Source organism: Frigidibacter sp. (assembly GCF_030695035.1).
Taxonomy (GTDB): domain Bacteria; phylum Pseudomonadota; class Alphaproteobacteria; order Rhodobacterales; family Rhodobacteraceae; genus Frigidibacter.
Genome location: NZ_JAUYTT010000012.1, coordinates 210,719 through 236,832, shown reverse-complemented (window position 1 = coordinate 236,832; position 26,114 = coordinate 210,719). Strand labels below are relative to the sequence as shown.

The following is a 26,114-nucleotide window of genomic DNA, read 5'->3' as shown; positions in this document are numbered from 1 at the left end:
AGATGCCTCGGGGAAGGGGACGACCATGCACGCCTATCGCAGCCATACCTGTGCCGCACTCAACAAGGATCACGCCGGCGAGGCCGTGCGCCTGTCGGGCTGGGTCCACCGGGTGCGCGACCATGGCGGGGTGCTGTTCCTCGACCTGCGCGACCATTACGGGATGACGCAGATCATCTGTGACGGCGACAGCCCGGCCTTTGCTGCGCTGGAAAAGGTGCGCGCCGAATGGGTGGTGCGGATCGACGGCACGGTGAAGCTGCGCGATGCGTCCCTTGTGAATGCCAAGATCCCGACCGGCGAGATCGAGGTCTATGCGCGTGAGATCGAGGTGCTTGGCCCGTCGGAAGAGCTGCCGCTGCCGGTGTTCGGCGATCAGGAGTACCCGGAGGAAACCCGGCTGACCTATCGCTTCCTGGACCTGCGGCGCGAGGGGCTGCATCGCAAGATGATGCTGCGGTCGAACGTGGTGCGGTCGATCCGGGGCCGGATGTGGGACAGCGGGTTCACCGAGTTCCAGACGCCGATCATCACCGCCTCCAGCCCCGAGGGTGCGCGCGACTTTCTGGTGCCGAGCCGCCTGCATCCGGGCAAGTTCTATGCGCTGCCGCAGGCGCCGCAGCAGTTCAAGCAGCTGATCATGGTGGCGGGGTTCGACCGCTATTTCCAGATCGCGCCCTGTTTCCGCGACGAAGACCCGCGCGCCGACCGCTCGCCCACCGACTTCTACCAGCTGGATGTCGAGATGAGCTTCGTGACGCAGGAGGACGTCTTCGCTGCCGTGCAGCCGGTGATCCAGGGGCTGTTCGAGGAATTCGCGCCGGAGAAGACGGTGCATGCCGACTGGCCGCTGATCCCCTACAAGGACGCGCTGCTGAAATACGGCTCCGACAAGCCCGACCTGCGCAACCCGATCGAGATGCAGGTGGTGAGCGAGCATTTCGAAGGCTCCGGCTTTGCGATCTTCGCCAAGCTGCTGGAGCAGGAGGGGACCGAGGTCCGCGCCATCCCGGCGCCGAAGGGCCCGAACGGCGAGCCCGTTGGCCGCAAATTCTGTGACCGGATGAATGCCTTTGCGCAGCAGCAGGGGCTGCCGGGGATGGGGTATATCTTCTGGCGCGAGCGAGAAAAAAGTAACCTGCAACTCGGAATGGAAGTCTTGAGGCCTCTGGCAGCCACAATGGAGGCTATGGAGAAGACCAACTTCGGTGGTCCCGCGTATGACAAGCTGGCGATTGCAGCGCGCGAACTAATGAACGAACTGACTCCGCAACTTCTTGAGGAAGAAGGTGCTGTCAGAAAGTACAAAGAGGCTGTTCAATCTGGCAACTTCAGAAGAGCATCTTTGATCTTCAACGCCTACATGAGTGACTTTGAAGCCGCGGGGCCGTTGGCGAAAAATATCGGCCCAGAGCGCGCTGAGGCGATCCGGACGCAACTCGGCCTTGGAAAAGGCGACGCCGCCTTCTTCCTCGGCGGCAAGCCCGAGACTTTCGAGGCCGTGGCAGGGCGCGCGCGCAACGAGATCGGGCGCGAGCTGGGGCTGGTCGAGGAGGGCTGCTTCCGCTTTGCCTGGATCGTCGATTTCCCGATGTTCGAGAAGACCGACGAGGGCAAGATCGACTTCAGCCACAACCCGTTCTCGATGCCGCAGGGAGGCCTTGCCGCGTTGCAGGGCGACCCCTTGAAGGTGCTGGCCTATCAGTATGACCTCGCCTGCAACGGCTATGAGCTGATTTCGGGCGGCATCCGCAACCACACGCCCGAGATCATGTTCAAGGCCTTCGAGATTGCCGGCTACCCGGCCTCGGAAGTGGAAAAGCGCTTTGGCGGCATGGTGAAGGCGTTCAAGTACGGCGCGCCGCCGCACGGGGGCTGCGCGGCGGGCATCGACCGGATGGTGATGCTGCTGGCCGATGAGAGCAATATCCGCGAGGTCATCATGTTCCCGATGAACCAGCGCGCCGAGGATCTGATGATGGGCGCGCCGAGCGAGCCGATGAACGAGCAGCTGCGCGAGCTGCGGCTGCGGGTGATCCCGAAGGACTGAATTGGAGCGTTCAGGCAAGGGCCCGGCCATCGCGCCGGGCCTTTTTGTGTCTGGGGCGTTGCCAGGGATGCTGCACAAGCGAATTTTACCGCGCTGCGGCGGGTTCTCTGGCAGGGTGCGCGGAACCCTTTCCCAGCCGGATTCGCCATGCCCTCGGTTTCCACCATCGCCGCGATCCGATTCGGCACCGGCCTTGTGCCGCGCAAGGCCGGGCCTGCGCCCGCGCCGCTGGATGCCGCGGCGCTGCTGGCGGAGCTGAACGGGCCGGACACGCTGCCCGCGCGCTTCCCCATGATCACCCGGGCCGAGGCCGAGGCGCTGGCCCAGCAGGTGCGACCCGCCCGCCGCGCGGCCGAAGAGGGCACGCGGGCCGGCGATCCGGCGCCCGACATCGCCTACCGGGCGCTGCGGCAAGAGCTGCGCTTTGTGGGCAATCGCGGCGCGCAGATGGCGATTGCGCGGGCGGTGGATGCGCCGATTGGTTTCCGCGAGCGGTTGCAGCAGTTCTGGGGCGATCATTTCGCCACCCGCGCCCGCAATGCCGAGATGGGGCCGATGGCGCAGGTCTTTGCCGAAGAGGCGATCCGCCCGCATCTGGCGGGGCGGTTCCCGGATATGCTGAAGGCCGCAGCGCTGCATCCGATGATGCTGACCTATCTGGACCAGACCGTCTCGGTCGGCCCCAACTCCAAGGCCGGGCGCAAGGGCGGCGGGCTGAACGAGAACCTGGCGCGCGAGATGCTGGAGCTGCATACGCTGGGTGTGGGCGGCAGCTATGCGCAGGCCGATGTGCGGCAGCTGGCGCTGCTGCTGACCGGGCTGTCCTTCACCTATCGCGCCGGCTGGCAGTTCGATGCCGCCAAGGCCGAGCCGGGGGCGGAGACGGTGCTGGGTGAAGCCTATGGCGGCGCGGTGCCGGCCGAGGTGTCCGAGATCCATGCGGTGCTGGAGGATCTGGCGCTGCATCCCGAAACGGGGCGGCATCTGGCGCGGAAGCTGGCGGCGCATTTCACCAGTGATGATCCCGATGCGGGGATGGTGGAGGCGATGGCGGCGGCCTATGCGGCGGGGGGCGGCGCGCTGGTGCCGGTCTATGCGGCGATGCTGGAGCATCCCGCGGCCTGGGCGAGTTTTGGCGCCAAGGCCCGGCAACCGCTGGATTTTCTGGTGGCTGCGCTGCGGGCACTGGGGGTGACGGGCGAGCGGGTGGCGGGGCTGGCACCCGGCGGCGTCAACAATCAGCTGCTGGCGCCGCTGCGGCTGATGGGGCAGCCCTTCGCCGCGCCGCCCGGCCCCGATGGCTGGCCCGAAGAGGCCGCCGACTGGATCAACCCGCAAGGCCTTGCGGCGCGGATCGAATGGGCGATGAAGGGGCCGCGGTCCTGGGCCAAGCCCTTGCCCGACCCGCGCCGCCTGCTGCGCGCTGCGCTGGACGATGCCGCGGGCGAGCGGCTGACCTGGGCCGTCAGCCGGGCCGAGACCGCAAGCGAAGGCGCGGGGCTGATCCTGGCCTCGCCCGATTTCAACCGCCGATAGGAGGATGCGATGCTGAACCGACGGCTGTTCCTGCAAGGCTCGGCGCTGATCGGCTGCTCTGCCGCCGCGCATCCCTTGATGTCCACCGCCACCTTTGCCGCTGCGCCGGGCGAGAACCGGCTGGTGGTGATCATCCTGCGCGGGGCGATGGACGGGCTGGACCTGGTGCAGCCGCGCGGCGATGCGGGTTTTGCGCGCTACCGCCCCGGCCTTGCCGCGCTGGCGGTGGGGGAAGAGGGAGGCGCGCTGCCGCTGGATGACTTCTGGGCCGCGCATCCGGGGTTGGCCAAGCTGATGCCGCTGTGGTCCGCCGGGGAACTGGGGTTCGTGCACGCGACATCGACCCCCTACCGCGACAAGCGCAGCCATTTCGACGGGCAGGACCTGCTGGAGGCGGGCACCGGCATGGATGTGCCGGTGGGCATGGCGCGCGAGGGCTGGCTGAACCGGATGCTGCAGGCGATGCCGGGGGTGCAGTCGCAGACGGCCTTCTCGGTCGGCGCCGAAGAGATGCTGATCCTGTCGGGCGCCGCGCCTGCCTCGAACTGGGCGCCGGCCTCGCGGCTGGACCTGTCGGCACAGGCGCGGCTGCTGCTGGACCATGTCTATCACGATGACCCGCTGTTCCGCGATGCCGCGACCGAGGCGGTGGAGCTGAGCGCGGATATGGCGCCGGGCGAGAAGATGGGGGGCGATGCGAACCGCCAGCCGCTGAAACTGGCCGAGTTTGCCGCGGCCCGGCTGCGCGAGGAGACGCGGATCGCCTCCTTCTCGGTCGGGGGCTGGGACACCCATCGCAACCAGCCCGGCGCGATGAAGGCGGGCCTTCGGCGGCTGTCGGAAACCGTGCTGGCGCTGAAGGACGGGCTGGGGCCGGTCTGGGGCAAGACCACCGTGCTGGCGATGACCGAGTTCGGCCGCACCGTGCGCGAGAACGGCTCCAATGGCACCGACCACGGCACCGGCGGCGCGATGCTGGTCGCCGGCGGCGCGGTGCGCGGCGGGCGGGTGCATGGAAGCTGGCCGGGGCTGGCCGAGGCCGACCTCTATGCTGGGCGCGACCTGATGCCGACCAGCGATGTGCGCGCCTGGGCCGGCTGGGCGATGCGGGGGCTGTACGGGCTGGACGCCTCGCTGATCGAGGGCAGCGTGTTTCCGGGGCTGGAGATGGGGGCGGATCCGGGGCTACTGCTGTAGGCGGTGCGCTGCTTGGCTGGCCAAGGCGGGGGGCTGTCTGCCCCGCATGAAACGAAAGAAGGCGGGGGGCCTTCTGCCCCCCGCGCCCCCCGAGGATATTTGGAAAAAGCAAGGGGGAAGGGGGCGCGTTTGGGGGCGGCGGGGGCAGGCAACTCCTTTCGGGCGGCGCGAAATCCCCCCGTGACGGCGCTGCGGCGGCGGCATAGGATCGGGGAAGGGCGGACGGGCAGGGGCCCCCGGAGCCCGATGCCGGACAGGCCTTGAGCGGAGAGACAAGAGATGCAGCGCATGTTCGGCGAGCCGGTGGTGGATTGGACGGCGCCGCCGCGCCCGGGGCCAGAGGCGCTGGAGGGGTTCTGGTCGCGGCTGGAGCGGCTGGAGCCAGAGGATCATGCCGCGGACCTGTTCCGCGCCAATTCCGCCGATGACCGGATCTGGGATTATCTGCCCTATGGGCCCTTCGCCTCTTCCGCCAGCTATCACCGCTGGATGCGCGAGATGGCAGGGCAGGCGGACCCGTTCTTCTATGCGATCCGCGATCTGGAAACCGGGCATCTGGGTGGGGTGGCGAGCTATCTGCGCATCACCCCCGAGGTGGGCTGCATCGAGATCGGCCATATCAACCTGGCGCCCGAATTGCAGCGCACCCGGGCGGCGACCGAGGCGTTGGTGCTGATGATGGACTGGGCCTTTGGCGCGGGCTATCGACGGTTCGAGTGGAAATGCGATGCGCTCAACATCCCCTCGCGCCGGGCGGCGCAGCGGCTGGGCTTCAGCTATGAGGGCACGTTCCGGCAGGCGACGATCGTGAAAGGCCGCAACCGCGATACCGCCTGGTTCGCGGTGACCGATGGCGACTGGCCGGCGCTGGCCGAGGCGTTCCGGGTCTGGCTGTCGCCGGGGAATTTCACCGATGCCGGGATGCAGATCGAACGCCTGTCGGACCTGACGGCGCTGGTGCGGGTGAGCTCGGACCCGGTGCTGGGGTAAGGCTTGGCGCTGTTGGCAGGAGCTGTCGGCCCTTGAGGTCAAGGAAGGCGGGGGGCTGTCTGCCCCCCGCGAGGCCAGTTGGGCCTCTCCCCCCGAGGATATTTGGGCCAGCAAGAAGGGTGGGGGCGCGACCGGGCGTGGGGGCGTTGGGATTAAAAGCCGCATCTCGGGGTGGGGGCTGGCCGTTGCCGCACCCATCCGGGTTGGCTGCGGCAGCGGCGGCGCGCGAGGTCAAGCCGTTCTGTAGCGGCGCAGACCCTCTTTGAGGGCTTTCGGCCTCAGGTATCTGTCTGCCCCACGTCTGCCCTGTCTGCCCCACGTGGTGCGTTCATTCGTTGCCCCCGCCCCTAGATCGGGGCGCCGGCCGCGAGGCGGGCTTGGACGAGGCGGCTGAGGCGGGAGTGGTCGGCACGGGTTTCGCGGCCCGCTGCGCGGTCCTGTTGCAGGGCGGTGGCGGCTTCGGCGAGAGGGCGGTCATGGCTGATCCGGGCGAGTCCCCCGAGGAATTGGGCGACATAGTCGAGGGTGGCGCCCTGGACCCTGGCTTGGGCGTCATGGGCCGGGTCGGAGCCAGCGCTGGTGTCTCTGGCGCGGGGAGGCGTGGCGCGGCCTTCGGAGAGGCGCGCGGCCTCGGCTGGCGGGGTTTCGCTGCCGTCCTCGGTTCCGGCGAGCAGGCCCGCGGCCAGCACCAGATCGTCGCGCAGGGCCAGAAGGTCGGGATGGACGATCTCGCCGGGCAGGGCGCGGGGGCCGATGGGCCGCTGTGCGGCGGGGAGGGCGGCCAGCACGGCGGTCTGGAACAGGGCGAGGCTTTCGACTGGCTTGGGGAGGAAGCCGTCGGCGCCTGCCGCCAGCGCCAGCGCTTCGAGATCATCCGAGCCCGAGGTGCCGAGGATCACCGACATCCGCGGCTGCAACGCCGCAAGCTCGCGGATCAGGTCGGCGCCGGAGCCGTCGGGCAGGCCCATGTCGACGATCACCGCCGAGGGGCGGTAGGTTGCCAGATGCCGGTGGGCGGCGCGCAGGCTGTCGGCACGGCGGATGCGGGCGCCGGAGCGCAGGCAGAGGAGCCGCATCGCCTCGGAGGCGAAGCGGCTGTCCTCGACCAGAAGCACGGTCAGCCCTTGCAGCGGGCGCGCGGCCGATGGCGCGGGATGGGTCATGTAGGCGGAGATGTCATGATGCGGGGCGGGCGGCAGGTCATCGGTCATGGGGGCAGCCTTTGGGGGTGTTTCAGGGGGGGTGTCCTTCTGGTCATCCACGAGTCGCAGTAGAGCGCGGCAATGGCTAACGGGCGGTAAATGGGCCTGCGGCAGCGCGTGTTCGGGCGGGCGCGTGGCGATGCGTCGCTTGCACATTCCGGCGAGAACCGCGCGCACCGCTTGCGTGAGGGGCCGCCCCTGCCGCATAAGGCGGGCAAAGCGCGAGGAGAGCCATCATGATCGGACGCCTGAACCATGTCGCCATTGCCGTGCCGGACCTGACGGCGGCGGCGGAGCAATATCGCAGCACGCTTGGGGCCGCCGTCGGTGCGCCGCAGGACGAGCCGGACCACGGGGTCACCGTGGTGTTCATCGAGCTGCCGAACACCAAGATCGAGCTGCTTTATCCGCTTGGCGAGAACTCCCCGATCACCGGCTTTCTGGAAAAGAACCCGGCCGGGGGCATCCATCACATCTGCTATGAGGTCGATGACATCCTCGCTGCGCGCGACCGGCTGCAGGCGTCGGGCGCGCGGGTGCTGGGGTCGGGCGAGCCGAAGATCGGCGCGCATGGCAAGCCGGTGCTGTTCCTGCATCCCAAGGATTTCAACGGCTGTCTTGTCGAGCTGGAGCAGGTCTGATGTCGATCACCTCTGCCATCGTCCTCTTCGCCGTGCTGTGGTTCCTGACCTTCTTCGTGGTGCTGCCGATCCGCTTTCAAAGCCAGGCCGAGGCCGGGTCTGTGGTGCCGGGCACTCCGCCCTCGGCGCCCTCCACCGAGATGGTGGGGCGCAAGGCGCGGCTGACGACGCTGATCGCGGCGGGGCTGTGGTGCGTGCTGGCCGGGGTCATCGTGTCGGGCTGGATCACCGTGCAGGATTTCGACTGGTTCCACCGGATGGGGCCGGGCGGCGGCTGGTACGGGAACCAGCCAGACTGACCTTCAGCTGAGATCCATCCGCAGCGAGCCGCTCCGGTAATCGCCGCGGATGATCCAGCCGGGCTCCTGGATTTCCGGGTGCCCGTCCGCCCAATCGCGGTAGCGGTCATTGCTGACGATCCGCGCCCCCAGATCGCGGGCGGCGGCCAGGACCGTGGGGTCGGCAGGCTCTCCCTTTGGCACCACCATCACCCGGTCTATCGGCAGCCCCAGCATCCGGGCCAGCGCCCGGTCATTGAGGTGCCGACCCGAGATCAGGTAGCCGGCATTGGCGTCGAACACGACGCCCGGGGTGTAGCCGTGGCGGATGAGCTGATCCAGCACCTCCTGCAGCGTCTCGATCTGCGGGACATTGCCGTTCCAGTGCATGACGTTGGAGCCGTCGACGACGATCCATTTCTGCCGGTCCCGCCCAAGCGCGGCGCGCAGCAGCAGCCAGAGGCTGGCCAGCGTACAGGGCACGGCCAGCAGCAACAGGTCCGCCAGCCCCGGCAGCGCGAAACCGGCGGCGAGGGCGGTGAGGGAGAGGCCAAGCAGGATCAGCGGAGGGGTCATGGCGCAGGAGTAGCGCGGGGCCCGGCGGCTGCCAAGCCGCCATTAGAGCTGCATCGGCTGCCAAGCCGGCTGTAGCGGTCAGCCTGCCCGGGCCTCGGCAGCCACCGTCTTGTGGTAGAGATGGGTGAAGGTCGCGGCCCCCAGCAGCGGCACCAGCAGGTTCACCACCGGGATCGACAGCGGCATCGCCATCAGCACGCCGGCCAGCCAGATCCGCCCGGAATAGCGCCGCCGCATGGCGGCCGCGCCCTGCCGCCCGATGCGGCGCATCGCCACCAGCGTGAAATATTCGCGCCCCAGCAGATAGCCGTTCACCGCCCAGAACAGCACCGGGGCGAAGGGCCCGACGAAGAAATAGGCGATCATCGCCAGCAGGTTGACCGCGACCAGCACGCCGAAGAAGTTGATGGCGTCGATCATCCCGTCGAAGAAGGGCGTGCCTTGGGCCGGGGGCAGGCCGGGGTAATGCTTTGCCTCCACCGCCTCGGCGACGTCATCGAGGAAGAAGCCGGTGAAGGCCGAGGCGACGGGGACCATCAGGAAGACCGACAGCGCGATCATCAAGAGGATCGAGCCCCAGGACAGCAGGTCGTCGATCCAGCCGACCTCACCGACGATGGGCAGGGTCATGGTGTCGGGTGTGGCCCATCCGATCAGATAGACGAAGGCGGTGTAGAGCGCGAAGAGCAGCGCCAGCGTGAGGGCGAGGCCGAGCAGCAGCACGCGCAGGAAGCGCCGGTCGGTCAGCTGGCCGAGGGCGGCGGTGAAGCTGGCGAAGATCATTCCGACGCCCATGTCACGGTGGCGGCAAGGTCGGGGCGAGGGCGGTCGGGCGGAGCCACGGTCTCGGTGCCGATATGGACGAAGCCGGCGATGCGCTCGCCCTCGCCAAGGCCGAGGCCGGCCCGGAAGGCCGCGTCATAGGCGGGCCAGCCAGACAACCAGCACGCGCCCCAGCCGGCGGCGAGGGCGGCGTTGACGAGGCTGAGGCAGACGCAGCCCACCGACAGCTCCTGCTCCCAGGCCGGCACCTTGTCGGTGGGGCGCGGCACGGCGACGACGGCGACGCAGAGCGGGCTTTCGGAGAATTGCGAGACGCCCTTGGCGGTCTGCTCCGGCGGCTTGCCCGAGGCCTCGCCCAGGTCGGCGGCCAATGCCGCCAGCCGGGCCAGGGCAGCGCCCTCCAGCACGATCAGCCGCCAGGGCTCCAGCTTGCCATGATCGGGCACCCGCAGCGCGGCGGTCAGGATCGGTTCCAGCGCGGCGCGGTCCGGCCCCGGCGCGGCGAGGGTCTTGGCGGGGCGCGAGCGGCGGGTCAGCAGGAAGTCGAGCGCGGCGGGATTGGGAGCGGGCATCGTGGTCTCCGGGATTTTTAGAGGAACAGCGCGGCCAGCGCGTCGATCTGGCTGGTGTGGAAGGCCTGCGCGGCGGGGCCGGGCTGGCGGGCGGCGAGGGTGGCGGCCAGCGGGTCGGGCGCGCGAGTGCTGCTGCCCGACAGCTCCTCCATCACCGCATGGCCGCAGAAGGGCACATGCACCTCGGAATAGCCGCCCTCATGCGCCAGCACGAGGCGGCCGCCGCAGAGTTCCCCGGCGGCGGCCTTGGCCATCCGGGTGAGTTCGCGGAAGGTCTCGGCGGTGGCCAGCATCCGCCCCAGCGGGTCCATCGCCGAGGCGTCATAGCCGCAGGCGACCACGATCACCTCGGGCCGGAACCGCGCCAGCAGCGGCAGGATGATCTTGTCCATCACCTGCAGATAACTGTCATGCCCCGCGCCGGGCGGCAGCGGCAGGTTGACGTTGAAGCCATGCCCGCGCCCGGCCCCCCGCGCCATCGCATCGCCGGTATCGAGCGGATAGTTGCGTTCCTGATGGATCGAGAGGGTCAGAACCTCCGGATCCTCCCAGAAGATCGCTTCCGTGCCATTTCCGTGATGCACATCCCAGTCGATCACCGCGACGCGGCGGGCCAGCCCCTCGGCCTGCACGGCGCGCACGGCGATGGCGATGTTGTTCAGCAGGCAAAAGCCGTTGGGGAAATCGGGCAGCGCATGATGCCCCGGCGGGCGCGAGAGGGAATAGGCATTGGTCAGTTCGCCCTTCAGCACCGCGCGCAGCGCCCCGGTCGCCAAGCCTGCCGACAGCGCCGCAATCTCATACCCGCCGCGCCCAAAGGGGGTGCGCAGGCCAAGCTCGCCGCCGCCCGCGTCGGAGGCGGCCTTGAAGGCGTCAAGATAGCTGGCGGGATGGACGCGCAGCAGCTCCTCGCGCGTGGCCTCTGGCGCCGATTGCACCGACAACTCGCGCATCAGGCCGGTCACCTCCAACAGGTTCTTCAGCCGCCGCTTGGTCTCGGGGCTCTCCGGCAGCCCGCCGCCGGGTTGCACGAAGCCGCCCACGGGCAGGGTCAGGGCGTAGTTTCCGCCGCCATGCCAGAAGCAGCGCTCGTCGGTGAAAAAGCCGGTGGTGGGGGTCATCTGGGCCTCCGGGGGAAGGGGACGGATCTGGCGCGGAGACTAGCCTTGGGCTACCCCAGTGACCAGAGACGAAAGGACTGCCGATGGCCGATGACCTGACCGCGCTGGCGGTGCCGGGCGCCGAGTTCGCGGTGCGGGTCACGCCCCGCGCCTCGCGCAATGCCCTGCTGGCGGAGGGGGGCGAGATCCGGGTCTATGTCACCGTGGTGCCCGAGGATGGCAAGGCCAATGCCGCGGTGCAAAAGCTGCTGGCAAAGGCGCTTGGCGTGGCGAAGTCCCGGCTGGTGCTGATCCGCGGCGCCACCTCGCGCGACAAGCTGTTCCGGCTGGATTAGCCGGTCTTGAGGGTCGCCTTCATCCGGTAGACGCCTTCGGGCAGGTCCAGCGAGGCCGCCAGTTCCCGCACCTGCGCCAGCGACAGGGTGATGGTCACCACCTCGTCGCGGCGGGCATCGTATTGCTGGACGGTCACGCAATCCTCGAAGCCCTGCACCGTCACATCCTCTTGCAGATGGGTGGAGCCCTCATCGACCAGGGTGATGACTGTCGCGTCGAAATCGTGCTCGATGGTGAACATGGTGGGCCTCCGTGGGGACGCTGGATGGGGGGATGATGGCAGGGTTCGGGCGGGACTGCACGTGCTGATGGGGGATGGGTGTCTCTCTTGCTTGAGACTGTCCCTTCCATTTGCGGCCTTCATCCCATCAGTTCGGGCGGGAACAGGCGAGGCACTGCCTCGCCCCCGCCCGCTGCGAGACCGTTCACTCAGAGCTGCCGGCAGCGAGAGACCGTATGAGGCCAGCGCCCGCCGAGGGGTGATGAGCGAGAAGAAATCCTCCAGTGGAGGATTTCCGCGAAGAACGCCCGGCCCGTGGCCGGGCCGGGAGGGCGGGCGCTGGCCGGGCCCTTTGGGGGCCCGTCCGGTGCAACTGGATATGGCATCGCGTGGCGAAGGCGATGGCCTTCGCCAAGGAAAGCTTGGGACGACTGGAACATCGACGGTTGCGAGGCCGCGTCTTTCTCACATGCTGCGAGTGCTCCCATCACCCCCGCGTGAGCGCTGCAAGAGCCCCTTCCCCCGCCCCGCAAGCATCGGTAATTTCCCCGCCAGAGGTCCGCGCCCCCCGCGCCCCCCAGACTGGACCTGACAAGGAGCCGACCCCGGATGCGCTTGCCTGACTTCCTGCCGTCTCTGCCCGGCCTGCGCCTGGCACCAGTCCTCGCCGCCGGCCTCCTCGCGCTCGCCGCCTGCGCGCCGCTGCCGGCACCCTCCCCAGTCTACACGCCCGCCCCCGATCCGGTCCATGAAGGTCCGGCGCTTTCGGCGACACAGGCGGCGCAGAACTTTGTCGCCGTGGTGAACCGGATGGAGCCGGTGATCCTGTCGGAATGCCTCAAGCGCGCCCGCGGCGCGAATTGCGACTACCAGATCGTGGTCGATGACCGCCCCGGCCAGTCGCCCAACGCCTTCCAGACGCTGGACGAGGCCGGCCGCCCGGTCATCGCCTTCAACCTGCCGCTGATCGCCGAGGTCCGCAATGTCGACGAGCTGGCCTTCGTGATGGGGCATGAGGCCGCGCATCACATTGCCGGCCACATCCCCCGCCAGCAGCAGACAGCCTCCACCGGCGCGATCCTTCTGGGCGGGCTCGCGGCAGCCTATGGCTATGACGAGGCGACCGTGCGCAGCGCCCAGAATATCGGCGCGGGCATCGCCGGGCGCGCCTATGCCAAGAACTACGAGCTGGAGGCCGACCAGCTTGGCACCGTGATTGCCTGGAATGCCGGCTTCGACCCAGAGCGCGGCGCGATGTTCTTCACCCGCCTGCCCGATCCGGGCGACCGCTTCATGGGCAGCCACCCGCCCAATGCCGCGCGGGTCGAGATCGTGCGCCGCACCATCGCCGACCTGCGCGCCGGCCGCGGCATGTGAGGCGGCTTGGCGGGAAACCGCCACGCCGGTCCAGCCTGCCCGCCGATTGATCTGGATCATGGCAGCGGGGCACCCCCGTCGGCATTCCTTCTGGCATCCGATCCAGCAATGATCGGGCCAGAAAGGAGCGCCCATGTGTGAAGCCCGCACGCTCAACCGCCACGCCGCGCTTGTGAACCGCATGGCCGAAACGCTTGGCCTCGACCTGACGCAGGCCACGCGCGACGGGCGCCTCTCGGCCGAGACCTGGCGCGATGCGGTGATGTCCTGTACCGGCTGCGCGGACCCGAACCATTGCATGGGCTGGCTGGCCGAGCGACATGAAACGGGGGCGGAGGCGCCGCCGGACTATTGCCAGAATGCCGCGCTGATGGCGCGGCTGGCGGATGCGGCAGCGGTGGGCAAGGAGTAGGGCAATGGGTCTGCAGGGGGATGTCGGCACGCATCTGTGGCTGACCCGCGGCATGGCAGCGCGGGTGGGCGTCTCGCTGGATGCGGTGCTGCATGAAGGCACGCTGACCCGCGCCGATTTCGCCGGCATGGTCACACGCTGCCGGGGTTGCAGCCAGCCGGTCGATTGCCTCGCCTTCCAGACGGCGGGCGGCGCGCTCTGCGCCGAGCCGCCGGAGTATTGCGCCAACCGGGCGCTTCTGGCGGAGTTACAGGATCTGGGCTGAAAAGCCCGGTATAGGTCCGCGCCGCAAGTCCTGCGGGGGCAGGCAGCGGCGCGAGGGACGGGGCGGGGTCTGGAGGGGCCGCGCCCCGTCCGCATTTTGGGGGCTGGCCCGGTTATTCGCCCTGGCTCATGACGACTACCGAGGCGACGGCCAGTGACAGCCCAAGCGCTTCACGCCAGCCGAAGGGCTCCTTGAACATGAAAAACCCCAGTGCGGCCAAGAGGATGATTGTCGAGGCGCTGTAGAGCACGCCGATCGCGGCCAAGGAATGGGTTCTCATCAGGAAGAACCATCCGATGGCCGGCAGCCCGTAAAAGACCATTCCCACCACGAAGGTCCGGCTGAACAGGCCGCTCTGCGCCCCCGAGGCCAGCTTGATGCAATAATCCCCGATCAGGGTCAGGCCGGTAATTCCGATCAGGATGAGCAGCGAGGTCATCTGGCAGTCCCTTGGGCGTGGAATAAGTCGTGTCGAAATCTGTGTGGCGATGGCCGACGCTAGCATGGCGCGGCCATGCCCCGGCAGTCTTTCCGCTGCCCGGTTGCAGATGTCGCGGGGGGGAGGGCGCTCCGGCCCTGCGCCGTGCCGCCTTGCCCTTCCCTCCGCGCCTGCTTTCATGCCACTCCTGCGGGGCAGCGGAGGGCACCCCATGCGAACCATTCTCGATGTCGCGACAGACCGCGGCTCTCGCTACGCTGTCACCGATGCGCCCGCTGCCAGCCGGGCCGAGGCGCTGGCGGTGGTGGCCGAGCTGAAAAAGTCTCGCCGTTTCGCCCGCGCCACCCATAACAGTTGGGCCGTGCTGCTGGAGGGGCCAGAGGGGCGCGAGTCGGTGAAGGCCGATGACGGCGAGTCGGGCGCCGGCGCGGTGATCCTGCGGATGCTGGAGCGGGCGGGGCGTGTGAACCATGTGGTGATCGTCACCCGCTGGTATGGCGGGGTGAACCTTGGCGGCGACCGCTTCCGCCATGTGCAGACAGCGGTGCGCGCCGCGCTTGGCGAGGCCGGCTGAAAGGCGCCTGCCGCGCGGGACTATCGGAACACCCGGCCCCGCCTCGCGTTGTGTCTGCATCATCCCACCCGAACTGGAGGATCACGACATGACAGACCACTATACCAGCAGCGCGAGCCAACCGCAGATCTCGACCTCGGACGTGAACGGCACCAAAGTGTACAGCCCCACCGGCGACAAGCTCGGCCATATCGACGAGCTGATGATCGACAAGCAATCGGGCAAGGTGGCCTATGCGGTCATGGGCTTTGGCGGCTTTCTGGGCATGGGCGAGGATCACCATCCGATCCCGTGGAGCAAGCTGCGCTATGATACCGAGTTGGATGGCTATGTGACCGACATCACCAAGGACCAGCTGGAAGGCGCCCCCGTGCGCAATGACAACTGGCGCAGCGACCGCCAGTGGGAAGAAGGTTACTTCACCTACTACGGCGCCGCACCCTACTGGATGTGATCGCCCAAGGGCTGCATCCGCAGTCCAGAACAGAAAACCCCGCGCTCCGGCGCGGGGTTTTGCTTTGGGACGTTTGCAGGAATGCGATGAAGGCTTGGCACATACGGTCAAACAGGGTGGCGAAATATCACAAACCCGACATTCCTGCCCTTACGCCCGCCGCCCCCACAGATCGTACTCCCCGGCCTCGTCCACCGTCACCGGGATGATATCCCCCGGCGCCAGCCCCTCGAAGCCCTCGTCGATGAACAGGTTACCGTCGATCTCGGGCGCATCGGCCATGGTGCGGCAGGTCGCGCCCTCGGCATCCACTGCATCCACGATCACCTGCTGCACGGTGCCGACCTTGGCCGCCAGCTTCGCCTCGGAAATCGCCTGCGCCTTTTCCATGAAGCGGTCCCAGCGGTCCTGCTTCACCTCGGCCGGCACATGGTCCGGCAGCGCGTTCGACCGCGCCCCGGCGACATTCTCGTATTGGAAGCAGCCGACACGGTCCAGCTGCGCCTCGTCCATCCAGTCCAGCAGGGTTTGGAACTCGGTTTCCGTCTCACCGGGATAGCCGACGATAAAGGTGGATCGCAGGGTGATCTGCGGGCACACGGCCCGCCAGGCCGCGATCTCATCCAGCGTCCTCGCCGCCGCCGCCGGCCGCGCCATCCGCCGCAGCACCTCGGGATGCGCATGCTGGAACGGGATATCGAGATAGGGCAGGATCGCCCCCTCGGCCATCAGCGGGATCAGGTCCCGCACATGCGGATAAGGGTAGACGTAATGCAGCCGCACCCAGGCCCCCAGCTTGCCCATCTCGCGCGCGAGGTCGGTGATATGGCTACGCACCTCGCCGCCCTTCCAGGGGTGCAGGTCATGCTTCCGGTCCACGCCGTATGCCGAAGTATCCTGCGAGATCACCAGCAGCTCGCGCACCCCCGCTTCCACCAGCTTCTCCGCCTCGCGCAGCACGGCATGGGCAGGGCGGCTCACCAGCTTGCCGCGCATGTCGGGGATGATGCAGAACTTGCACTTGTGGTTGCAACCCTCTGAAATCTTGACGTAACTGTAATGCCGCGGGGTGAGGGACACCCCCGTCGCCGGCAACAGGTCGATGAACGGATCGGGGCTTGGCGGCACCGCCTTGTGCACCGCGTCCAGCACCGCCTCATACTGATGCGGCCCGGTCACGGCGAGCACCGAGGGATGCGCGCCGGTGATGAACTCGGGGTCGGCGCCGAGGCAGCCGGTCACCAGCACGCGACCGTTTTCGCGCAGCGCCTCGCCGATGGCCTCCAGGCTCTCGGCCTTGGCGCTGTCCAGAAAGCCGCAGGTGTTGACGATCACCGCATCGGCGCCGCGATAGTCGGGGCTGATCGCATAGCCCTCGGCCCGCAGCCGGGTCAGGATCCGCTCGCTGTCGACCAGTGCCTTGGGGCAGCCAAGGCTGACCATTCCGATCCGCGGCTGGCCGGGACGCGCCGCGCCAGTAAATACCGGGGCAGGCGCAAGATCGGGTCGAAGGTTCGGTGGGTTGGCGCTCATCGGCTGTCCCTGAGGATGGCGGGGCGTGCCCCTGAAACGGATCTTCTAAAACGCCAGGGGGAAGAGCCGTGCCCTTCCCCATTCGTCTTGGTTCAAATATCCCGGGGGGAGTCCGCTTCAGCGGACGGGGGGCAGCGCCCCCCAACCCGGCCAGCCCCTAGCGGCGACGGTCGCGGCGCGCGCTCATCGGCTGGAACGCCACGCCCACATGCGCCTCGCAGTAGGGCTTGCCGGGAATGCTGCCAAGGCCGCAGAACCAGAAGTCATCCGTCGCAGGGTCACCGATCGGCCATTTGCAGGTGCGCTCGGTCAGTTCCATCAGCGTCAGCCGGCGGGCGCGCTTCTCGACCTCGCGGACGGAGGCCAGCGCTTCGGGGCTGATCTCGCCGGCGGAAGGCTGCGGCGGCAGCGGCTGGCCGGCGGGCACGATCTGCTTGCGGGCGGGGCTGACCGAAACTGGCGCGGCAGGCTGCGCCGGGGCCGGCGCGGCCGCCGGGGCAGGGCGCGGCGGCTCGGCGCGCGCAGCGGCGGGGGCCGCTGCGACCGGTTCGTCTTCGACCACCGGGGCAGCGCGCGGCGCCACCGTTTCCGCACGCGGCGCGGCAGCAGGCTCGGGGCGCGCCGGGGCTGCCGGTTTCGGCTCGGGTGCCGCCGGGCCGCCGACGCGGTTCGACAGGCCCAGCCGGTGCACCTTGCCGATCACCGCATTGCGGGTGACCCCGCCAAGCTCCTTGGCGATCTGGCTGGCACTCTGGCCTTCGGCCCACATCTTCTTGAGCGTCTCGACGCGCTCGTCGGTCCAGGACATGGATGACCCTTCGGCTTGCCGGGCACCCCGCGGAAAGGGCGGCCTTGCGAATTTCTGATGCTCCCGATCTAGTCAGGACGCCCGGTGATACAAGCTTGGGGGCGGAAGTTCAAGCCGCGTCCGCCCGCGCGGGGCGCGCCTCAGACCCCGAGGCACCAGCGCAGCACCGCCTTTTGCGCGTGCAGGCGGTTTTCGGCCTCGTCGAACACCACGGAATGCGGCCCGTCCATCACCGCGCTTGTCACCTCGTCATCGCGGTGGGCGGGCAGGCAATGCATGAACAGGGCATCGGGCTTGGCCAGCGCCATCAGCGCCTCGTTCACCTGATAGCCGCGCAGCTGGTTGTGCCGCCGCTCGCGCGCCGATTGCGGATCATGCATGCTGACCCAGGTATCGGCGACGACCAGATCGGCGCCTGCGACGGCCTTTGCCGGATCGCGGATCACCTGCACGTCGGATCCTTTGGAGCGGGCGAAGTCCAGCCATTCCCGCTCGGGGTCCAGCGGTTCCGGCCCGGTGAAGGTGAAGTCGAAGCCGAACTGCCCCGCGGCATGCAGGAAGCTGGCGCAGACATTGTTGCCATCGCCGGACCAGACCACCTTCTTGCCGGCGATCGGGCCGCGATGCTCTTCATAGGTCATCACGTCGGCCATGATCTGGCAGGGATGGGTGCGGTTGGTCAGCCCGTTGATCACCGGCACCGTGGCATGTTCGGCCATCTCCTGCAGCGTCGCCTCTTCGAAGGTGCGGATCATGATCAGGTCGACATAGCGCGACAGCACGCGGGCGGTGTCGGCAATGGTCTCGCCATGCCCCAACTGCATTTCCTTGCCCGACAGCACCATCGTCTGCCCGCCCAGTTGGCGCACGCCGACATCGAAGGACACGCGGGTGCGGGTCGAGGGTTTTTCGAAGATCAGCGCCACCATCCGCCCGGCCAGCGGCTGCTCGTCATCGGGCGTGCCGCGCGGGCGGCCGTTGCGGGCCGACTTCATCGCATGGGCGCTATCGATCATCTGCCGCAGGTCGGGGGCGGCGGTGGTGTGGATATCGAGGAAATGTTTCATCGCATCTGTCTTTCTTGCGGGGGTGCGGGGGCCCTTCGCCCCCTGCCAGCTGAGGCCGGCGTCACCCCCCGAATGTGGGATGTCAGGCAAGCCGGGTGGCGGCACGGTCCAGCCGCGCCACCGCCTCGGTGATCTCGTCATCGGTGATGTTCAGGGGCGGCAGCAGGCGCAGCACATTGTCGGCCGCGGGCACGGTCAGCACATGTTCGGCATAACCGGCCTTGACCATCTCGGCCGGGGCCACCTTGCATTTCAGCCCCAGCATCAGCCCCTGGCCGCGCACACCCTCCAGCACGTCCGGATGCGCCGCGACCAGCCCTTCGAGCCGCTGGCGCAGCAGCGCCGCCTTGCGGTTCACTTCCGCGAGGAACTCCGGCTCTGCCACGATCTCCATCACGCGGGCGCCCACGGCGCAGGCCAGCGGGTTGCCGCCATAGGTCGATCCATGCGTGCCCGCGACCATACCCGAAGCGGCGTTTTCGGTCGCCAGCACGGCGCCAAGGGGGAAGCCGCCGCCGATGCCCTTGGCGACCATCATGATGTCGGGGGTGATCCCGGCCCATTCATGGGCAAACAGCCGCCCGGTCCGGCCCATGCCGCATTGCACCTCGTCGAGGATCAGCAGCACGCTGGTCTCATCGCAAAGCGCGCGCAGCGCCTTGAGGTCCGCATCGGGCATCGGGCGGATGCCGCCTTCGCCCTGCACCGGCTCGATCAGGATCGCAGCGGTATCGGGTGTGATGGCGGCCTTGACCGCCTCCATGTCGCCCCAGGGCAGATGCACGAAACCCGGCATCAAGGGGCCAAAGCCCTTGACCATCTTCTCGGCCCCCGAGGCGGCGATAGCCCCGGTGGAGCGGCCGTGGAAGCTGCCTTCGAAGGTGATGATATCGGTGCGGTTCGGCTCGCCCTTCTCATACCAGTATTTGCGCGCCATCTTGATCGCCAGCTCCGCCGCCTCGGTGCCGGAATTGGTGAAGAACACCGTGTCGGCGAAGGTCGCCTCGACCAGCATGTCGGCCAGCCGCTGCTGCTCGGCGATCTGGTAGAGGTTCGACACATGCCAGAGCTTGCCGGCCTGCGCCGTCAGCGCGGCGACCAGCTCCGGGTTGGCATGACCAAGCACATTGACCGCGATCCCGGCGCCAAGGTCGAGATATCGGCTGCCATCCGCCTCGGTCAGCCAGGCACCCTCGCCGCTGACAAAGGACAGCGGGGCACGGTTATAGGTCGGCAGGACGGACGCGATCATGGGTCAGCTCCAGATGGGAAGGCCAATGGGTGCCTCAGGCACCGGGCCAAGTCAACGAGGGAAGGGGTGGGGTGTGGCGCAGGGCCACGGCGGATCGGACGTCAGGCGCGGGGGGCGCGACGTCGGGACTGAGCAATGCGGGCTGCGGTCTGGGCGATCATGCGAGGATGAGTAGCGCAAGGCGGGGCGTGGGGGAAGTGATTTTTGCGGGGGTGCTGGTGGCGAGCGCCGGGGGTTTTCCACCCCCGGACCCCCGGAGGATATTTGGACCAAAACGATGGAGAAAGGGGCGGCGGTTGCCTTGAGGGGCGAAAAGCTGGATAGGGGGAGGAGGTTACCAGCGAGGCTTTGATGCTTTCCTATCAGCACATCTATCATGCCGGGAATCTGGCCGATCTGCACAAGCACGCGATGCTGGCCTTCGTGCTGGACTACATGACCGCCAAGGACAAGCCGCTGAGCTATCTGGAAAGCCATGCCGGGCGCGGGATCTATGCGCTGGACGGGGCCGAGGCGGCCAAGACCGGCGAGGCGGCGCAGGGGATCATCCGGGCGCTGCGCGAGGGCTGGTTCCCCAAGGGCCACCCCTATCTGCGGCTGCTGGGGGAGGTGCGGGACCAGTTCGGGCCCGAGGCCTATCCGGGCTCGCCGCTGCTGGCGGCGCTGGCGCTGCGGCCCGGCGATGCGATGCATCTGGCCGAGCTGCATCCGCAGGAACATGCGGCGCTGCTGGAGGCGATGGAGCCCTGGACCGGCAATTGCCACCGCGAGGACGGGATCGCCATGGTGCTGGCCCGCACCCCGCCCGAACCGCGGCGGGGGCTGCTGCTGGTCGATCCCAGCTTCGAGGTGAAGACCGATTACGAGGCGATGCCGCGGTTCCTGGCCCAAGTGAACCGCAAGTGGAACGTCGGCGTGCTGATGCTATGGTATCCGGTGCTGACCTCTGCCCTGCACCGCCCGATGCTGGCGGCGCTGGAGCAGGCGTTTCCGGAGGGGCTGCGCCATGAGATCGGCTTCAAGCCCGCCCGGCCCGGGCATGGCATGGTCGGCAGCGGCATGTTCGTGGTGAACCCGCCCTGGGGGCTGGCCGAGGAGGCGGCGCGGCTGACGCGGGTTTTTGCCCGCGCCCGCTGAGCCTGCTGCGCTGAACCTCAGTCCTTCGCGCGTTCCACGTAGGAATTGTCCTCGGTGTTGATGACCACCCGCGTGCCGGCGCTAATATGCGGCGGCACCATCACCCGCAACCCGCTGGTCGTCATCGCCGGCTTGTACGACGATTGCGCGGTCTGGCCCTTCATCACCGGCTCTGTCTCGGCAATCTCGACCGTCAGCTTCTGCGGCACTTCCAGCGCGATGGCGATGCCCTGATAGGTCTTCAGGAATACCCGCAGCCCTTCGGTCAGGAACACCTTCTGGTCGCCGACGACATCGGGGGCGACGGCGACCTGATCGTAGGACACCGGCTCCATGAAGTGGAAGCCCTCGCCGTCTTCATAAAGGAAATCATATTCCCGCTCATCGACATGCGCCCGTTCGACCTGCTCGGTCGTGCGCCAGCGCTCCGACACCTTCACCCCGTCCGAGATGCGGCGCATGTCCACCTGGGTCACGGGCGTGCCCTTGCCGGGGTGGAAATTCTGCGCGGTCAGAACGACATAGAGCCGGTCTTCCAGCTCGACGACATTGCCCTTGCGCAGGGTCGAGGCGATGACTTTCACGTCGGGACTTCCTTGTTCCTGGTGGCGCCGCGTCGTAGAAGGCGCGCGTTTGTCGCCGCAGCTAGCGCATTTCGCGCCAAATCTCCAGCCGAAAGCCGAATGTCATGACCAGACCTGCCTCGCCCTGGTGGACGCCCCATGTCCATGCGGATCGCCGCCCGCTGCTGCTGGCGCGGGGGCGGATCCAGGCCGCGTTGCGCGGCTGGCTGGCGGGGGAGGGGTTTCTGGAGGTCGATCCCGCCGCGCTGCAGGTCAGCCCGGGGAATGAGGCGCATCTGCACGGCTTTGCGACGCAGATGATCGGCAATGACGGGCTGGCGCAGCCGATGTATCTGCACACCTCGCCCGAGTTCGCGATGAAGAAGCTGCTGGCGGCGGGGGAGGAGCGGATCGCCGCCTTCGCCCATGTCTGGCGCAACCGCGAGCGGGGGGTGCTGCACAGCCCCGAGTTCACCATGCTGGAATGGTACCGCGTGGGCGAGCCCTATGAGGCGCTGATGGACGATTGCGCGGCGATGCTGCGGCTGGCGGCGGGGGCGGCGGGGAGCGCCGAGCTGCGCTTCCGCGACCGGAGCTGCGATCCGTTTGCGGTGCCGGAGCGGCTGGGGGTGGTGGAGGCCTTTGCGCGCTATGCCGGCATCGACCTGATGGCGACGATTTTGCCGGATGGCGGGACGGACGCGGCGGCTTTGGCGGCGCAGATGGCGGGGGCCGGCTTGCGGTCTGCGGCGGATGACACCTGGTCCGACATGCTCTCGCGCGTGCTGGTGGAGAAGGTGGAGCCCAATCTCGGGCAGGGGCGGATGACGATTCTCGACCGCTATCCGGCGGCCGAGGCGGCGCTGGCCCGCCCGTTGCCGGGGGATGCGCGGCTGGCGGAGCGGTTCGAGCTTTACGCCTGCGGGGTGGAGCTGGCCAATGGCTTTGGCGAACTGACCAACCCCGAGGAACAGCGCCGCCGCTTCGGGCTCGAGATGGACGAGAAGGCCCGGGTCTATGGCGAGCGCTATCCGGTGGATGAGGAGTTCCTTGCAGCACTGGCGCTGATGCCGCCGGCCAGCGGTATCGCCTTGGGGTTCGACCGGCTGGTGATGCTGGCGACCGGGGCGCCGCGGATTGATGACGTGATCTGGACGCCGGTGGCGGGGTGATGGAGTAGGGGCTGAGACTGGATTGTCGTCTGGCCCGTCTCTGACCTTGGACCGTTGGGTCGGGCGGGAACAGGCGAGGCACTGCCTCGCCCCCGCCCGTGCGCGACTTGTCTCCAGGAGCCGCCGGCAATGAGATACCGTATGAGGACAGCGCCCGACCTGGCGGGCGAGAAGCGCCCGCCGAGGGGTGATGAGCGATCAGAAACCTTCCGGTGGAAGGTTTCCGGGAAGAACGCCCGGCCCGTGGCCGGGCCGGGAGGGCGGGCGCTGGCCGGGCCCTTTGGGGGCCCGTCCGGGACAGTTGAGATGTCTGGACGTGGCGAAGGCGATGGCCTTCGCCAATGTGAGGGGCTCCCCCCACCCCTCTTGCCCTTTCCCCTTCCCCGGCCTAATCCGGGATCCATGAAACTCCTCTTCCTAGGCGATGTCATGGGCCGCGCGGGGCGTGCGGCCATCACCGAACGGCTCCCGGCGCTGCGTGCCGAATGGGGGCTCGATTTCGTCGTGGTCAATGGCGAGAATGCCAGCAGCGGCGTTGGCCTCACCGGCGATCATGCCAAGGCGATCCTCGCCGCGGGGGCCGATTGCATCACACTGGGTGACCATTCCTTCGACCAGAAGGACATGATGCAGTTCATCGAGCAGGAGCCGCGGGTGCTGCGCCCGCTCAACTACGCCCGCGAGGCGCCGGGCAAGGGCGCACGGCTGTTCAACGCCACCCAGGGGCGCAAGGTCTTCGTCGCGCAGGTGCTGGGGCAGGTCTTCATGAAGCGGCCCTTCGACGATCCGTTCTCGGCCATCGACGCCGCCCTGCGCTCTCACCCGCTCGGCGGGCTCGCGCAGGCCAGCATCGTCGATGTCCATGCCGAGGCGACCAGCGAGAAGATGGCGATGGGCCATTGGTGCGATGGCCGCGCCAGCCTGATCGTCGGCACCCATACCCATGTGCCCACCGGCGACGCGCAGCTGCTGCCCGCGGGCAGCGCCTACATGACCGATGCGGGGATGTGCGGCGATTACAACTCTGTCATCGGCATGGACAAGGCCGAGCCGATGCGCCGCTTCATCACCCAGATGCCGCGCGAGCGCTTCACCCCGGCGGCGGGCGAGGCTACCCTGTCCGGCGTCTATGTGGTGACCGACGACCGCACCGGCCTTGCCAAACGCGTGACGCCGATCCGCATTGGCGGCCGGCTGCAGGACGCGCGGCCCTAAACGCCGAAGCCGCATTTCCGCGCGGCTTTTCCGCCCCACAGCCACTTTGCGGGGCGGCCCTGCAACGGCGCTCCCTCTGGCCCTCCTGTCCAAAGCGCCGGTGCTTGTGCGGATGCTGCACAAGCCGCATAAGGTGGGGGAAATTTCCCCTCAGGTGCCCCCGAATGTTCGACCTTGCCCTGTCCCCGCCGCTCCCGGCCATTCTGGCGCTGGTGATCGTGTCCGGGATGTTCGTGCTGTTCGTGACCGAGATCTTCCCGACAGAGGTGGTCGCCATCGCCGGCGCGGCGCTGATGCTGGTGACCGGGCTGCTGCCCTATGCCGATGCGGTGGCGGTGCTGTCCAACACCGCGCCCTGGACCATCGCCTTCATGTTCCTGATCATGGGCGGGCTGGTACGCACCGGCGCGCTCGACGGGCTGACCCGTGAAGTCGAGAAACATGCCGGCAGCCGGCCCAAGCTGACCATCGTCATGCTGTTCGGCTTCGTCGTCGTCGCGTCCGGCTTCATGAACAACACACCGGTGGTGGCGGTGATGATCCCCGTGGTGATCCAGATCGCGCGCAAGCTGTCGATCTCGCCCTCCAAGCTGCTGATGCCGCTGAGCTATTTCACGATCATGGGCGGGATGCTGACCCTGATCGGCACCTCGACCAACCTGCTGGTCGACGGGGTGGCGCGCGACCGGGGGCTCGCGCATTTCTCGATCTTCGAAATCGCGCCGCTGGGGATCACGGTGGCCTTGTCGGGCGCCGTGTTCATGGCGCTGTTCGCAGACAAGCTGCTGCCCGACCGCGTGTCGATGAGCGACCTGCTCGCCGGCCGCCGGGCGATGAAATACTTCACCGAGGTCGCCGTGCCCGAAGACAGCGACGTGATCGGCACCCCGGTGCTCGACGTGCCGCTGTTCAAGCGCGAGGGGATCCGGGTCATCGACGTGCTGCGCGGCGATGCCAGCTTGCGGCGCGACATGGGCAGCGCCGTGCTGGCCGCGGGCGACCGGGTGGTCTTGCGCACCGAGATGGCCGACCTGCTGGACCTGCAGCAAAGCAAGACGCTGCGGCTGGTCGACAAGCTGAGTTCCGTGCAGACCGAAACGGTCGAGGTGCTGATCTCGCCCGGCTGCCGGATGATTGGCCGCACCCTGGGCGAGCTGCGCCTGCGCCGCCGCTACGGCGTCTACACGCTGGCCGCGCACCGGCGAAACCAGAATATCGGCCGCCAGCTCGATGATCTCGAGGTGCGGGTGGGCGACACACTGCTGCTGGAAGGCGCCGCCGAAGACATCCAGCGCCTCGCGCTCGACATGGAACTGGTGGACGTCTCGCGCCCCACCGCCAAGCCGTTCCGCCGCCGCAACGCGCCCATTGCCGTCGGCGCGCTGATCGCCGTGGTGGTGCTGGCGGGGTTCGATGCCGCGCCGATCCTGGCGCTGGCGGCGGTGGCGGTGGCGGTGATCCTGATCACCCAATGCATCGACGCGGATGAGGCGTTCTCCTTCATCGACGGCCGCCTGCTGGCGCTGATCTTCGCGATGCTGGCGGTGGGCGCAGGGCTCGACCATTCGGGCGCGGTCACGCTGATTGTGGATGCGGTCGCGCCCTGGCTGATGGGACTCTCGCCGTTCCTGACCATCCTGTGCGTCTATTTCCTCGGGCAGGCGCTGACCGAACTGCTGTCGAACAACGCCGTCGCCGTGATTTTGACCCCCATCGCCATCGAGCTTGCCGCGACACTGGGGATGGACCCGCGGCCCTTCGTGGTGGCGGTGATGTTCTCGGCATCGGTGGCTTTTGCCACGCCGATCGGGTATCAGACGAATACGATGGTCTATGGCCCGGGCGGGTATCGCTTCACCGATTACATGCGCCTTGGCCTGCCGCTGAACATCGTGACAGGGCTCGTCGCCTGCGCGCTGATCCCGATCCTGTGGCCGCTGTGAGAAGGATGACCCCGATGCGCCGCATTTCCAAACCCGCCCTCCGCGCCGCTGCGTTGGCCCTGCTGCCTGCGCTGGTCCTCGGCACCGCCCTCAGCGCCGGCTCGTTCCCGGTGCGCGCCGACCGCATCGGGCTGACCTCGCAAAAGCTGACGGTCTGGTTCGCCGACGGCTCCGTCTGCCGCGCCGCAATGCAGGCCGAGGGCGGGCAGGGCATGTTCACCGACTGCCCGCATCCCGCCCGGTTCGATGTGCGTATCCAGCGTCAGAGCTTCCTTGCGCCGGTGCTTGGCGATCTGGTGGCCCCGCTGGCGACTGTCACCGTGATTTCGGCCGATGGCCGGACGCAGAAGTTCCTGTCCCCTGGCTCGCGGATGCCGGGCTGGAAGGACTGAGGGGCGATC

The 26,114-nt window shown here is 68.2% G+C and carries 29 protein-coding genes; 17 read left to right on the top strand and 12 right to left on the bottom strand.

Features of this window, described 5'->3' with window-relative positions:
* The first annotated feature begins 25 nt into the window (after positions 1-25).
* The 4 genes from aspS to Q8S30_RS12480 all read left to right on the top strand — a co-directional run bounded on the left by aspS (position 26) and on the right by Q8S30_RS12480 (position 5,773).
* Positions 26-2,050, top strand: a complete 2,025-nt coding sequence (aspS, locus tag Q8S30_RS12495; protein WP_305666342.1) for an aspartate--tRNA ligase — start codon at positions 26-28, stop codon at positions 2,048-2,050.
* 147 nt (positions 2,051-2,197) lie between these two features.
* Positions 2,198-3,586, top strand: a complete 1,389-nt coding sequence (locus Q8S30_RS12490; protein ID WP_305666341.1) for a DUF1800 family protein — start codon at positions 2,198-2,200, stop codon at positions 3,584-3,586.
* Positions 3,587-3,595: 9 nt separating this feature from the next.
* Positions 3,596-4,783 (top strand): DUF1501 domain-containing protein, encoded by a 1,188-nt coding sequence (locus tag Q8S30_RS12485; RefSeq protein WP_305666340.1) that lies wholly within the window; start codon positions 3,596-3,598, stop codon positions 4,781-4,783.
* A gap of 279 nt (positions 4,784-5,062) precedes the next feature.
* A complete protein-coding gene (locus Q8S30_RS12480; RefSeq protein ID WP_371135511.1) occupies positions 5,063-5,773 on the top strand; it encodes a GNAT family N-acetyltransferase in 711 nt (236 codons plus the stop codon).
* Positions 5,774-6,120: 347 nt separating this feature from the next.
* On the opposite strand, the gene Q8S30_RS12475 is transcribed toward Q8S30_RS12480, so the two are convergent.
* Complete coding sequence (locus tag Q8S30_RS12475; RefSeq protein ID WP_305666622.1) at positions 6,121-6,936, bottom strand: response regulator; 816 nt, start codon at positions 6,934-6,936, stop codon at positions 6,121-6,123.
* 275 nt (positions 6,937-7,211) lie between these two features.
* On the opposite strand from Q8S30_RS12475, the gene mce reads away from it, so the two are divergent.
* Together mce and Q8S30_RS12465 are read left to right on the top strand one after the other, a co-directional pair.
* Positions 7,212-7,616, top strand: coding sequence for a methylmalonyl-CoA epimerase (gene mce / locus Q8S30_RS12470; RefSeq protein ID WP_305666339.1), 405 nt, complete (start codon positions 7,212-7,214; stop codon positions 7,614-7,616).
* Complete coding sequence (locus Q8S30_RS12465; RefSeq protein ID WP_161345081.1) at positions 7,616-7,915, top strand: DUF1467 family protein; 300 nt, start codon at positions 7,616-7,618, stop codon at positions 7,913-7,915. Before mce ends, Q8S30_RS12465 begins: the two co-directional genes overlap by 1 nt.
* 3 nt (positions 7,916-7,918) lie before the next feature.
* On the opposite strand, the gene Q8S30_RS12460 is transcribed toward Q8S30_RS12465, so the two are convergent.
* The 4 genes from Q8S30_RS12460 to Q8S30_RS12445 all read right to left on the bottom strand — a co-directional run bounded on the left by Q8S30_RS12460 (position 7,919) and on the right by Q8S30_RS12445 (position 10,946).
* On the bottom strand, positions 7,919-8,470 hold the full coding sequence (locus tag Q8S30_RS12460) for a hypothetical protein (protein WP_305666338.1): 552 nt from the start codon (positions 8,468-8,470) through the stop codon (positions 7,919-7,921).
* A 78-nt stretch (positions 8,471-8,548) separates the two neighbouring features.
* Complete coding sequence (locus Q8S30_RS12455) at positions 8,549-9,265, bottom strand: EI24 domain-containing protein (RefSeq protein ID WP_305666337.1); 717 nt, start codon at positions 9,263-9,265, stop codon at positions 8,549-8,551.
* Entirely contained in the window at positions 9,250-9,825 is a 576-nt protein-coding gene (locus tag Q8S30_RS12450; protein WP_305666336.1) for a nitroreductase, read from the bottom strand. Before Q8S30_RS12450 ends, Q8S30_RS12455 begins: the two co-directional genes overlap by 16 nt.
* A gap of 17 nt (positions 9,826-9,842) precedes the next feature.
* Positions 9,843-10,946 (bottom strand): class II histone deacetylase, encoded by a 1,104-nt coding sequence (locus Q8S30_RS12445; RefSeq protein WP_305666335.1) that lies wholly within the window; start codon positions 10,944-10,946, stop codon positions 9,843-9,845.
* An 83-nt stretch (positions 10,947-11,029) separates the two neighbouring features.
* Here Q8S30_RS12445 and Q8S30_RS12440 point away from each other — a divergent pair, with 83 nt between their 5' ends.
* Positions 11,030-11,281 carry a DUF167 domain-containing protein gene (locus Q8S30_RS12440; protein WP_305666334.1) on the top strand — a complete coding sequence of 84 codons (252 nt, stop codon included), beginning with the start codon at positions 11,030-11,032 and terminating at the stop codon, positions 11,279-11,281.
* Here Q8S30_RS12440 and Q8S30_RS12435 read toward each other — a convergent pair.
* A complete protein-coding gene (locus Q8S30_RS12435; protein ID WP_161345093.1) occupies positions 11,278-11,523 on the bottom strand; it encodes a hypothetical protein in 246 nt (81 codons plus the stop codon). The two genes, Q8S30_RS12440 and Q8S30_RS12435, sit on opposite strands and share 4 nt — an antisense overlap.
* 588 nt (positions 11,524-12,111) lie before the next feature.
* On the opposite strand from Q8S30_RS12435, the gene Q8S30_RS12430 reads away from it, so the two are divergent.
* From Q8S30_RS12430 to Q8S30_RS12420, 3 genes are all read left to right on the top strand, one after another.
* Positions 12,112-12,879 carry a M48 family metallopeptidase gene (locus tag Q8S30_RS12430; RefSeq protein WP_305666333.1) on the top strand — a complete coding sequence of 256 codons (768 nt, stop codon included), beginning with the start codon at positions 12,112-12,114 and terminating at the stop codon, positions 12,877-12,879.
* A 133-nt stretch (positions 12,880-13,012) separates the two neighbouring features.
* Entirely contained in the window at positions 13,013-13,291 is a 279-nt protein-coding gene (locus Q8S30_RS12425) for a DUF6455 family protein (RefSeq protein WP_305666332.1), read from the top strand.
* A 4-nt stretch (positions 13,292-13,295) separates the two neighbouring features.
* Positions 13,296-13,556: a DUF6455 family protein gene (locus Q8S30_RS12420; protein WP_305666331.1), complete on the top strand. Its 261-nt coding sequence runs from the start codon at positions 13,296-13,298 to the stop codon at positions 13,554-13,556.
* Between the two features lie 112 nt (positions 13,557-13,668).
* Here Q8S30_RS12420 and Q8S30_RS12415 read toward each other — a convergent pair whose 3' ends face one another.
* Complete coding sequence (locus tag Q8S30_RS12415) at positions 13,669-13,995, bottom strand: hypothetical protein (RefSeq protein WP_305666330.1); 327 nt, start codon at positions 13,993-13,995, stop codon at positions 13,669-13,671.
* Between the two features lie 211 nt (positions 13,996-14,206).
* On the opposite strand from Q8S30_RS12415, the gene Q8S30_RS12410 reads away from it, so the two are divergent.
* Positions 14,207-14,569 carry a YigZ family protein gene (locus tag Q8S30_RS12410; RefSeq protein WP_305666329.1) on the top strand — a complete coding sequence of 121 codons (363 nt, stop codon included), beginning with the start codon at positions 14,207-14,209 and terminating at the stop codon, positions 14,567-14,569.
* An 88-nt stretch (positions 14,570-14,657) separates the two neighbouring features.
* On the top strand, positions 14,658-15,023 hold the full coding sequence (locus Q8S30_RS12405) for a PRC-barrel domain-containing protein (protein ID WP_305666328.1): 366 nt from the start codon (positions 14,658-14,660) through the stop codon (positions 15,021-15,023).
* 150 nt (positions 15,024-15,173) lie between these two features.
* Here Q8S30_RS12405 and rimO read toward each other — a convergent pair whose 3' ends face one another.
* The 4 genes from rimO to Q8S30_RS12385 all read right to left on the bottom strand — a co-directional run bounded on the left by rimO (position 15,174) and on the right by Q8S30_RS12385 (position 19,683).
* Positions 15,174-16,556 (bottom strand): 30S ribosomal protein S12 methylthiotransferase RimO, encoded by a 1,383-nt coding sequence (rimO, locus tag Q8S30_RS12400; RefSeq protein ID WP_305666327.1) that lies wholly within the window; start codon positions 16,554-16,556, stop codon positions 15,174-15,176.
* Positions 16,557-16,713: 157 nt separating this feature from the next.
* Positions 16,714-17,364 (bottom strand): GcrA family cell cycle regulator, encoded by a 651-nt coding sequence (locus Q8S30_RS12395; RefSeq protein ID WP_305666326.1) that lies wholly within the window; start codon positions 17,362-17,364, stop codon positions 16,714-16,716.
* Positions 17,365-17,504: 140 nt separating this feature from the next.
* Positions 17,505-18,431 (bottom strand): ornithine carbamoyltransferase, encoded by a 927-nt coding sequence (gene argF / locus Q8S30_RS12390; protein WP_305666325.1) that lies wholly within the window; start codon positions 18,429-18,431, stop codon positions 17,505-17,507.
* Between the two features lie 82 nt (positions 18,432-18,513).
* Complete coding sequence (locus tag Q8S30_RS12385; RefSeq protein WP_305666324.1) at positions 18,514-19,683, bottom strand: aspartate aminotransferase family protein; 1,170 nt, start codon at positions 19,681-19,683, stop codon at positions 18,514-18,516.
* A gap of 351 nt (positions 19,684-20,034) precedes the next feature.
* Between Q8S30_RS12385 and rlmJ the strand changes: the two genes are divergently transcribed.
* Positions 20,035-20,820, top strand: coding sequence for a 23S rRNA (adenine(2030)-N(6))-methyltransferase RlmJ (rlmJ, locus tag Q8S30_RS12380; RefSeq protein WP_305666323.1), 786 nt, complete (start codon positions 20,035-20,037; stop codon positions 20,818-20,820).
* A gap of 17 nt (positions 20,821-20,837) precedes the next feature.
* Here rlmJ and efp read toward each other — a convergent pair whose 3' ends face one another.
* Complete coding sequence (gene efp, locus Q8S30_RS12375; protein WP_305666322.1) at positions 20,838-21,404, bottom strand: elongation factor P; 567 nt, start codon at positions 21,402-21,404, stop codon at positions 20,838-20,840.
* Between the two features lie 104 nt (positions 21,405-21,508).
* On the opposite strand from efp, the gene epmA reads away from it, so the two are divergent.
* The 4 genes from epmA (at position 21,509) to Q8S30_RS12355 (ending at position 26,105) form a co-directional block, all read left to right on the top strand.
* Complete coding sequence (epmA, locus tag Q8S30_RS12370) at positions 21,509-22,555, top strand: EF-P lysine aminoacylase EpmA (protein ID WP_305666321.1); 1,047 nt, start codon at positions 21,509-21,511, stop codon at positions 22,553-22,555.
* 402 nt (positions 22,556-22,957) lie between these two features.
* Positions 22,958-23,770, top strand: a complete 813-nt coding sequence (locus tag Q8S30_RS12365; protein ID WP_305666320.1) for a TIGR00282 family metallophosphoesterase — start codon at positions 22,958-22,960, stop codon at positions 23,768-23,770.
* Positions 23,771-23,934: 164 nt separating this feature from the next.
* The gene (locus Q8S30_RS12360) at positions 23,935-25,713 is read left to right on the top strand and encodes an SLC13 family permease (protein WP_305666319.1); all 1,779 of its coding nucleotides are present in this window, start codon (positions 23,935-23,937) and stop codon (positions 25,711-25,713) included.
* 14 nt (positions 25,714-25,727) lie between these two features.
* A complete protein-coding gene (locus Q8S30_RS12355) occupies positions 25,728-26,105 on the top strand; it encodes a hypothetical protein (protein WP_305666318.1) in 378 nt (125 codons plus the stop codon).
* The last annotated feature ends 9 nt before the right edge of the window (positions 26,106-26,114 follow it).

Bases quoted from the DNA above. Each gene is read 5' to 3' on its own strand.
- Q8S30_RS12365 (WP_305666320.1), top strand. From the start codon at position 22,958: ATGAAACTCCTCTTCCTAGGCGATGTCATGGGCCGCGCGGGGCGTGCG.
- Q8S30_RS12490 (WP_305666341.1), top strand. From the start codon at position 2,198: ATGCCCTCGGTTTCCACCATCGCCGCGATCCGATTCGGCACCGGCCTT.
- Q8S30_RS12425 (WP_305666332.1), top strand. From the start codon at position 13,013: ATGTGTGAAGCCCGCACGCTCAACCGCCACGCCGCGCTTGTGAACCGC.
- Q8S30_RS12480 (WP_371135511.1), top strand. From the start codon at position 5,063: ATGCAGCGCATGTTCGGCGAGCCGGTGGTGGATTGGACGGCGCCGCCG.
- epmA (WP_305666321.1), top strand. From the start codon at position 21,509: ATGACCAGACCTGCCTCGCCCTGGTGGACGCCCCATGTCCATGCGGAT.
- aspS (WP_305666342.1), top strand. From the start codon at position 26: ATGCACGCCTATCGCAGCCATACCTGTGCCGCACTCAACAAGGATCAC.
- Q8S30_RS12475 (WP_305666622.1), bottom strand. From the start codon at position 6,936: ATGACCCATCCCGCGCCATCGGCCGCGCGCCCGCTGCAAGGGCTGACC.
- Q8S30_RS12385 (WP_305666324.1), bottom strand. From the start codon at position 19,683: ATGATCGCGTCCGTCCTGCCGACCTATAACCGTGCCCCGCTGTCCTTT.
- Q8S30_RS12435 (WP_161345093.1), bottom strand. From the start codon at position 11,523: ATGTTCACCATCGAGCACGATTTCGACGCGACAGTCATCACCCTGGTC.
- Q8S30_RS12360 (WP_305666319.1), top strand. From the start codon at position 23,935: ATGTTCGACCTTGCCCTGTCCCCGCCGCTCCCGGCCATTCTGGCGCTG.
- Q8S30_RS12395 (WP_305666326.1), bottom strand. From the start codon at position 17,364: ATGTCCTGGACCGACGAGCGCGTCGAGACGCTCAAGAAGATGTGGGCC.
- Q8S30_RS12415 (WP_305666330.1), bottom strand. From the start codon at position 13,995: ATGACCTCGCTGCTCATCCTGATCGGAATTACCGGCCTGACCCTGATC.
- Q8S30_RS12430 (WP_305666333.1), top strand. From the start codon at position 12,112: ATGCGCTTGCCTGACTTCCTGCCGTCTCTGCCCGGCCTGCGCCTGGCA.
- Q8S30_RS12445 (WP_305666335.1), bottom strand. From the start codon at position 10,946: ATGACCCCCACCACCGGCTTTTTCACCGACGAGCGCTGCTTCTGGCAT.
- Q8S30_RS12485 (WP_305666340.1), top strand. From the start codon at position 3,596: ATGCTGAACCGACGGCTGTTCCTGCAAGGCTCGGCGCTGATCGGCTGC.
- rimO (WP_305666327.1), bottom strand. From the start codon at position 16,556: ATGAGCGCCAACCCACCGAACCTTCGACCCGATCTTGCGCCTGCCCCG.
- Q8S30_RS12440 (WP_305666334.1), top strand. From the start codon at position 11,030: ATGGCCGATGACCTGACCGCGCTGGCGGTGCCGGGCGCCGAGTTCGCG.
- Q8S30_RS12420 (WP_305666331.1), top strand. From the start codon at position 13,296: ATGGGTCTGCAGGGGGATGTCGGCACGCATCTGTGGCTGACCCGCGGC.
- Q8S30_RS12355 (WP_305666318.1), top strand. From the start codon at position 25,728: ATGCGCCGCATTTCCAAACCCGCCCTCCGCGCCGCTGCGTTGGCCCTG.
- Q8S30_RS12465 (WP_161345081.1), top strand. From the start codon at position 7,616: ATGTCGATCACCTCTGCCATCGTCCTCTTCGCCGTGCTGTGGTTCCTG.
- Q8S30_RS12455 (WP_305666337.1), bottom strand. From the start codon at position 9,265: ATGGGCGTCGGAATGATCTTCGCCAGCTTCACCGCCGCCCTCGGCCAG.
- rlmJ (WP_305666323.1), top strand. From the start codon at position 20,035: ATGCTTTCCTATCAGCACATCTATCATGCCGGGAATCTGGCCGATCTG.
- Q8S30_RS12460 (WP_305666338.1), bottom strand. From the start codon at position 8,470: ATGACCCCTCCGCTGATCCTGCTTGGCCTCTCCCTCACCGCCCTCGCC.
- argF (WP_305666325.1), bottom strand. From the start codon at position 18,431: ATGAAACATTTCCTCGATATCCACACCACCGCCGCCCCCGACCTGCGG.
- Q8S30_RS12410 (WP_305666329.1), top strand. From the start codon at position 14,207: ATGCGAACCATTCTCGATGTCGCGACAGACCGCGGCTCTCGCTACGCT.
- Q8S30_RS12405 (WP_305666328.1), top strand. From the start codon at position 14,658: ATGACAGACCACTATACCAGCAGCGCGAGCCAACCGCAGATCTCGACC.
- mce (WP_305666339.1), top strand. From the start codon at position 7,212: ATGATCGGACGCCTGAACCATGTCGCCATTGCCGTGCCGGACCTGACG.
- Q8S30_RS12450 (WP_305666336.1), bottom strand. From the start codon at position 9,825: ATGCCCGCTCCCAATCCCGCCGCGCTCGACTTCCTGCTGACCCGCCGC.